Below are 5,851 nucleotides of genomic sequence, written 5' to 3' on the forward strand. Positions count from 1 at the left end.
TTCTTGTATGGCTGATCATTATCTGGAGCTACATGATCTATTACCGTACCCGTCCGGAATTGCATGCTAAATCCATATTCAAGTTGCCTGGTGGGTTGGTGACTTGCTGGATCGTCATTATTTTCTTTGTTGGTATGATTGGTGTGTTATCGCTGGAAGATGATACCCGTCGTGCCTTGATGGTCAGTCCGGTCTGGTTCATTTTGCTGATTATTGGATATTTAGGCTTCTATAAACAGAAACATAAATAATCCATATCAATAAAAACGTCAGCGATCTGCTGGCGTTTTTTTATGTCTGAATATACTCTCTAGCGTTTAGCGCTTTGGTCATACGGATGATCGCGTTATACTTCATCGAAAATACTCATATAGGTGGTCAGATGCGTCAGGTCATTTGCTACATCAGTTTAATTACAGTCGGTTTTGCCTTGGTCGGTTGTGGGCAGTCGGGAGCTTTACATCTTCCAAATGATCCAAACTACGATAAACGTGCCAAGTATTTACTCTATAAAAATACTGAATCTGCACCGCAAGTATCAGATGAACAACAGGATGCGCCGGTCAAGCAGCAGTTTGAAGCACCTGCTGAATCCGATTCAACACCATCTCCTTAAGACTTTCAGAGAAAGGATACATTCATGAGTTTCACCCGCATTAATGGGGTATTGCATGCTGAGCAATGTTCACTGCAACAGCTCGCAGAGCAATTTGGCACACCACTTTATGTTTATTCAAAAGCAACTTTTGAAAAGCATTACCTGGATATGGACCGTGCTTTTAGCTTTATCGATCATCAAATCTGTTTTGCGGTAAAGTCAAACTCTAATCTTGCGGTATTGAATGTGTTGGCCAAGCAAGGTGCTGGTTTCGATATCGTGACTGGTGGTGAACTGGCTCGTGTATTGAAAGCCGGCGGTGAACCTTCGAAAATCGTATTCTCGGGCCTGGGTAAATCAGAAGCAGATATTAAAAAGGCATTGGAAGTAGGCATCGCTTGCTTTAACGTGGAATCTTATGCCGAATTAGACCGTATTCAGAAAGTAGCGGCTGAACTTAATGTTCAAGCGCCTATTTCACTACGTGTTAATCCGGATGTCGATGCCAAAACCCATCCATATATTTCCACTGGTTTAAAAGAAAACAAATTTGGTATTCCATCAGATAGCGTATTTGATACCTATGCTTATGCAGCATCATTGCCAAATCTTGAAGTGGTCGGGATTGACTGTCATATCGGTTCACAGTTGACTGAAACCCAGCCTTTTGTTGATGCGCTGGATCGTGTGATTGACATGATCGACAAGCTGAAAGACATGGGCATCAACTTGAAACACATCGATATCGGTGGTGGTCTGGGTGTGACATATAAAGATGAAACACCGCCATCGGTTGAAGAATATGCCAATGCCATGCGTCCTGCTTTAGAAAAACTGGGTTTGAAAGTGTATATGGAGCCGGGTCGTAGTATTTCAGCGAATGCAGGCGTGTTACTGACCAAAGTGGATTTGCTGAAACCAACCAATCACCGTAACTTTGCCATCATTGATGCCGCGATGAATGACCTGATTCGTCCTGCTTTATATGAAGCTTGGATGGATATCCAATCTGTGACACCGCGTACAGATGTGGAAACAAAAGAATGGGATGTGGTGGGCGCAATCTGTGAAACTGGCGATTTTCTGGGTAAGGAACGTGAGCTTGCCATTAAAGAAAATGATGTGCTGGCAGTTCTTGGGGCTGGTGCATACGGTTTCGTAATGAGTTCGAACTACAACAGTCGTGGTCGTGCTGCTGAAGTGATGGTGGATGGTGATCAGGCTCATCTGATTCGTGAACGTGAAACGGTTGAATCACTTTGGGAACGTGAGCGTTTATTGCCTTAAGGAGACTAATTAATGTTGCTTGAATTTACCAAGATGCATGGCCTAGGCAATGATTTTATGGTGGTAGACCTGATTAGCCAGCGTGCTTATCTGGATACTCTCACTATTCAGCGTCTTGCGAATCGTAACTTCGGTGTGGGTTTTGACCAGCTCTTGATTGTTGAGCCGCCTGATATTCCAAGTGCAGATTTTAAATACCGTATTTTTAATGCAGATGGTTCTGAGGTTGAGCAGTGCGGCAATGGTGTACGCTGTTTTGCCCGTTTCGTGCATGAACGTCAATTGACCACTAAAACCAAAATCAAGGTACAGACCAAAGCTGGATTTGTAGAGCCTGAACTTGGTGCCAACGGCTGGGTGCGAGTGAATATGGGTTATCCAAAATTCCTGCCTCAGGAAATTCCATTTGTGGCAGAAGAACCGGAAAATCTGTATGACATCGATCTGGCGGGTGGTGAGAAACTGACGATTGATGTGGTGAATATGGGTAATCCACATGCAGTGACGATTGTTCCGGATGTGTTAACTGCCGATGTAGCTAAAATTGGTCCACAGGTGGAATCTCATGTGCGTTTCCCGGCACGCGTTAATGCTGGATTTATGCAGATTATTGATGAAAAGCATGCCCGTTTACGTGTTTATGAGCGTGGTGTAGGCGAAACACTGGCTTGTGGTACAGGTGCCTGTGCTGCAGCAGTGTCTGGTATGCGCCGTGGTTTATTATCTAGCAAGGTCGAAATTGAACTTGCGGGTGGTAAATTGCAGATTGAATGGAAAGAAGGTGATGTAGTCTGGATGACAGGTCCAACCGCCAATGTTTATGAAGGTCGACTGGACTTGCGCTACTTCCAGGGTTAATCCCACATTTATTTCTCTAAAAAGCACCGCACATAGTACGGTGCTTTTTTTATGATAGGATGAATTCCATATTTAATTGATATCACAACACTGCTATGAATCAGCTTGTGTTTTTACCGGGTGCATCAGGCAGCCAAGGCTTTTGGCAGCCCTTGTTGGCTCATTTAAAAACAGATCAATCTACAAAAATATTGGCATATCCGGGCTTCGATGGGGGAGAACCAAACTCAACTATTCAAAACTTGCATGATCTGCAGGAACTCATCACAGAGCAGATTGAGGATGATTCGATTCTGGTTGCCCAGTCCATGGGGGGAGTTCTTGCAGTTGGAATTGCACTGCATCATCCACAGAAAGTCAAAGGACTGGTTTTATTGGCAACTTCTGGTGGTGTGGATCTATCACAGTTCGGTTGTGCTGACTGGCGGATAGATTATCGCGAGCAGTTTAAAGATGTTCCTGACTGGTTTTTACAAGATCAAACCGTATTTAGCCTGAAACAGTTAAGCAATCTTGAGATTCCTGTTCTACTGATCTGGGGTGACCAAGACGCTTTAAGTACCGTTCAGGTGGGGCAATGCTTAAAGCAAAATTTGAAACATGCAAACCTGCATGTAATTCAAAGCGGAGATCATTTCTTTGCGGCGACTCATCCGGTACAGACCGCAGAACTGATTGAAGCCTGGCTGGAGTCAATTGAATGGAGCAAGTAAAGCTTTCTGCAAAAGACTTGCTCGGAATCTGGCTCAAAGAACGTGAGATCCAGAACCAGTCTAAACATACCTTGCAGGCCTATGAACGTGATGTGGCTGATTTTCTGGAGTTCTGCGCAGTACAACGACTGGCACTCAATGATGTGGAAGCCACAGATTTACGTCAATTTCTGGCTGAAAAAGTCGAGCAGCACGGATTAAGTTCAAGTAGCTTGCAACGGATGCTTTCTTCGATTCGCCAGTTCATGAAATGGGCAGAGCAGGCGCAGTATCTGGCATTTAATCCGGCTGATGATTTTCAGTTGAAACGTCAGTCACGTCCTTTGCCGGGTATGGTGGATATTGAAACTGTGAACCAGATTCTGGACCAGCCTGCTCCAGAATCTGAAGTACAGCAGCAAATGTGGTTGAGAGACAAGGCGATTCTGGAATTACTCTATTCCAGTGGTTTACGTTTGGCAGAAATTCAGAGCTTAAGAATCAAGGATATTGATTTTAATCGTCAGCTCCTGCGGATTACCGGTAAAGGCAATAAAACCCGGGTAATCCCTTTTGGTTCAAAAGCCAAAGACAGTCTGATGGAATGGCTAAAAATTTATCCGCTCTGGAATGGTGATTTTGTACCTGACGCGAATGTATTTATCACCCAAAAAGGCAATCCGCTCGGTGCACGGCAAATTGAAAACCGGGTCAAGTTTCAGGCACAGCGTGCAGGGGTTAATGTTGACCTGCATCCGCATTTATTGCGGCATTGTTTTGCCAGTCATATGCTGTCGAATAGCGGTGACCTTCGTGCTGTTCAGGAAATGTTGGGGCATAGTAATTTGAGTACCACACAAATTTATACTCATATTGATTTTGATCGACTTGCGCAAATTTACGATCAGGCGCATCCGCGGGCACAGCATAAAGAATAGGAAAAATTTAAAGTTTTCTTCCGCTTGTCGGATGATTAGGATTCATGGCATAAAACTTTCATGTATCATGCTCAAAATATGACCTGAATAGACTGTTTGAAAGATATTTCACTATTGTCTTATTTTTCAAATGGCTGTTTTCGGATATAAGTATAAATAGTAATCAATTTTTAAAAAGAAAATCAGCAATCTCGATACTGGAATTTTTATGGACACAGCAATTATCCCGGATATACAACAAAAGTATGCGCAGTTAAGCCCAGCCCAAAAAGATATGTTTGCTGGTTATGGTTTACGTCAGATTAAACATTTTGTTGAGATTAGCTTGCCCACTATTGAAGCCGTTCTCCCTGAAGGGGCAATCGTGCAAGGGATTAATGCAGAAGGGAAAATGCAGGCTTATAATCCTGAAACAGGCCAGTATTATCTATGGATTTCTGATCTGCAATGGCAGACCACACAGCGAGCCAGTAAAGCTGTTGACCTGAAAGAAGATGCGCTCGAAATCTGGAATATTTTTGATCTAAAGTCTTATGAACTGATTGAACTGAGTCATGTGCATCGTGACTTTTTACAAGTTTAATAAATATGAAGGATGACCAAGGTCATCCTTTTTTATTGTTGAAATATTTTATAAGTCATCCAGCGGTAACTGAAAACTTTGCTTGATGATCTGGCTGGGTAAATCAGTTTTGACACTGGTAATGCCATTTTTCTTGGTTAGATGGGTAGACTGGAATTTACGGTAACTTTCCAGATCAGGCACCACAACTTTTAACATCGCATCACATTCACCCAGAATGATATAGCACTCCATCACTTGAGGCAGTTCTTTCATCGCCTCGATAAAAGTATCAATGGTTTCTGCATCCTGACCGACCAGCCAGATCCGTGAAAATAGAATCAGTTGAAAACCGATTTTTTGTGAATCGACAATGGTGGTGTAATTCTGGATTACGCCCGCATCTTCAAGCAATTTCACCCGACGCAGACAGGAAGAAGGGGATAGTCCAATTTCACGTGCCAGATCGTTGTTCTGAATACGACCATTGGCTTGCAAGTGATGAATGATATTTTTATCAATTCGGTCAAGTTTTACTCGCACAGACTTGGAAGATATTTTCATAAATTAGAATATAATTCGAAAAATAATACTTATTATAAAATAAATTGAAAGCCTATTTTGTAAAAATTCGCAGATACTAATTCCACTTTCCGAAGATTTAAAGGAAAAGGAAATGTCTGTATTTGCACTTTTTGCACTGACCGTGCTTCCCCTGATATTTACACCTGGACCAGATATGCTGTTTATCCTGTCTCAAGTGATGGGTAAAGATGCAAAAGCAGGCATGATGGCAACCATCGGGATCTGTTCAGGTTATCTGGTACATTCCATTTTGGTAGCAATAGGAATCGCAGCGATTATTGTGTCTTTTCCGGTATTGTTTGAGGCGATTCGCTGGCTGGGTATTGCTTAT

General features: G+C 42.7%; 8 protein-coding genes and 1 pseudogene. 8 read left to right on the forward strand and 1 reads right to left on the reverse strand.

Features of this window, described 5'->3' with window-relative positions; all coding sequences use genetic code 11:
- The 7 genes and pseudogenes from B4J23_RS03500 to B4J23_RS03530 form a co-directional block, all read left to right on the forward strand.
- Nucleotides 1–251 (forward strand): annotated as a pseudogene (locus B4J23_RS03500) (amino acid transporter); the annotation flags it as partial.
- A gap of 131 nt (nucleotides 252–382) precedes the next feature.
- Nucleotides 383–616: an LPS translocon maturation chaperone LptM gene (gene lptM, locus B4J23_RS03505; RefSeq protein WP_005236736.1), complete on the forward strand. Its 234-nt coding sequence runs from the start codon at nucleotides 383–385 to the stop codon at nucleotides 614–616.
- Nucleotides 617–640: 24 nt separating this feature from the next.
- On the forward strand, nucleotides 641–1,885 hold the full coding sequence (gene lysA / locus B4J23_RS03510) for a diaminopimelate decarboxylase (RefSeq protein WP_180002086.1): 1,245 nt from the start codon (nucleotides 641–643) through the stop codon (nucleotides 1,883–1,885).
- A gap of 12 nt (nucleotides 1,886–1,897) precedes the next feature.
- The gene (gene dapF, locus B4J23_RS03515; protein WP_180002085.1) at nucleotides 1,898–2,743 is read left to right on the forward strand and encodes a diaminopimelate epimerase; all 846 of its coding nucleotides are present in this window, start codon (nucleotides 1,898–1,900) and stop codon (nucleotides 2,741–2,743) included.
- Nucleotides 2,744–2,838: 95 nt separating this feature from the next.
- On the forward strand, nucleotides 2,839–3,456 hold the full coding sequence (locus tag B4J23_RS03520; protein ID WP_291358771.1) for an alpha/beta fold hydrolase: 618 nt from the start codon (nucleotides 2,839–2,841) through the stop codon (nucleotides 3,454–3,456).
- A 26-nt stretch (nucleotides 3,457–3,482) separates the two neighbouring features.
- A complete protein-coding gene (xerA, locus tag B4J23_RS03525; protein WP_376750053.1) occupies nucleotides 3,483–4,373 on the forward strand; it encodes a site-specific tyrosine recombinase/integron integrase in 891 nt (296 codons plus the stop codon).
- Nucleotides 4,374–4,581: 208 nt separating this feature from the next.
- Entirely contained in the window at nucleotides 4,582–4,956 is a 375-nt protein-coding gene (locus tag B4J23_RS03530; protein WP_180012776.1) for a hypothetical protein, read from the forward strand.
- A 48-nt stretch (nucleotides 4,957–5,004) separates the two neighbouring features.
- Here the strand turns inward: B4J23_RS03530 and B4J23_RS03535 are convergent, their stop codons facing one another.
- Nucleotides 5,005–5,499, reverse strand: coding sequence for an Lrp/AsnC family transcriptional regulator (locus B4J23_RS03535; protein ID WP_005236726.1), 495 nt, complete (start codon nucleotides 5,497–5,499; stop codon nucleotides 5,005–5,007).
- Nucleotides 5,500–5,611: 112 nt separating this feature from the next.
- Between B4J23_RS03535 and B4J23_RS03540 the strand changes: the two genes are divergently transcribed.
- Nucleotides 5,612–5,851, forward strand: a 240-nt coding sequence (locus B4J23_RS03540) for a LysE family translocator (protein ID WP_291358773.1), incomplete at its 3' end; no start/stop codon positions are given.

The organism is Acinetobacter sp. UBA3025 (genome assembly GCF_002367915.1).
In the GTDB taxonomy this organism is placed as follows: domain Bacteria; phylum Pseudomonadota; class Gammaproteobacteria; order Pseudomonadales; family Moraxellaceae; genus Acinetobacter.

What these genes read in the sequence shown, in the direction of transcription:
- lysA (WP_180002086.1), top strand. Translation starts at nt 641, where the DNA reads ATGAGTTTCACCCGCATTAATGGGGTATTGCATGCTGAGCAATGTTCA.
- B4J23_RS03520 (WP_291358771.1), top strand. Translation starts at nt 2,839, where the DNA reads ATGAATCAGCTTGTGTTTTTACCGGGTGCATCAGGCAGCCAAGGCTTT.
- lptM (WP_005236736.1), top strand. Translation starts at nt 383, where the DNA reads ATGCGTCAGGTCATTTGCTACATCAGTTTAATTACAGTCGGTTTTGCC.
- dapF (WP_180002085.1), top strand. Translation starts at nt 1,898, where the DNA reads ATGTTGCTTGAATTTACCAAGATGCATGGCCTAGGCAATGATTTTATG.
- B4J23_RS03535 (WP_005236726.1), bottom strand. Translation starts at nt 5,499, where the DNA reads ATGAAAATATCTTCCAAGTCTGTGCGAGTAAAACTTGACCGAATTGAT.
- B4J23_RS03530 (WP_180012776.1), top strand. Translation starts at nt 4,582, where the DNA reads ATGGACACAGCAATTATCCCGGATATACAACAAAAGTATGCGCAGTTA.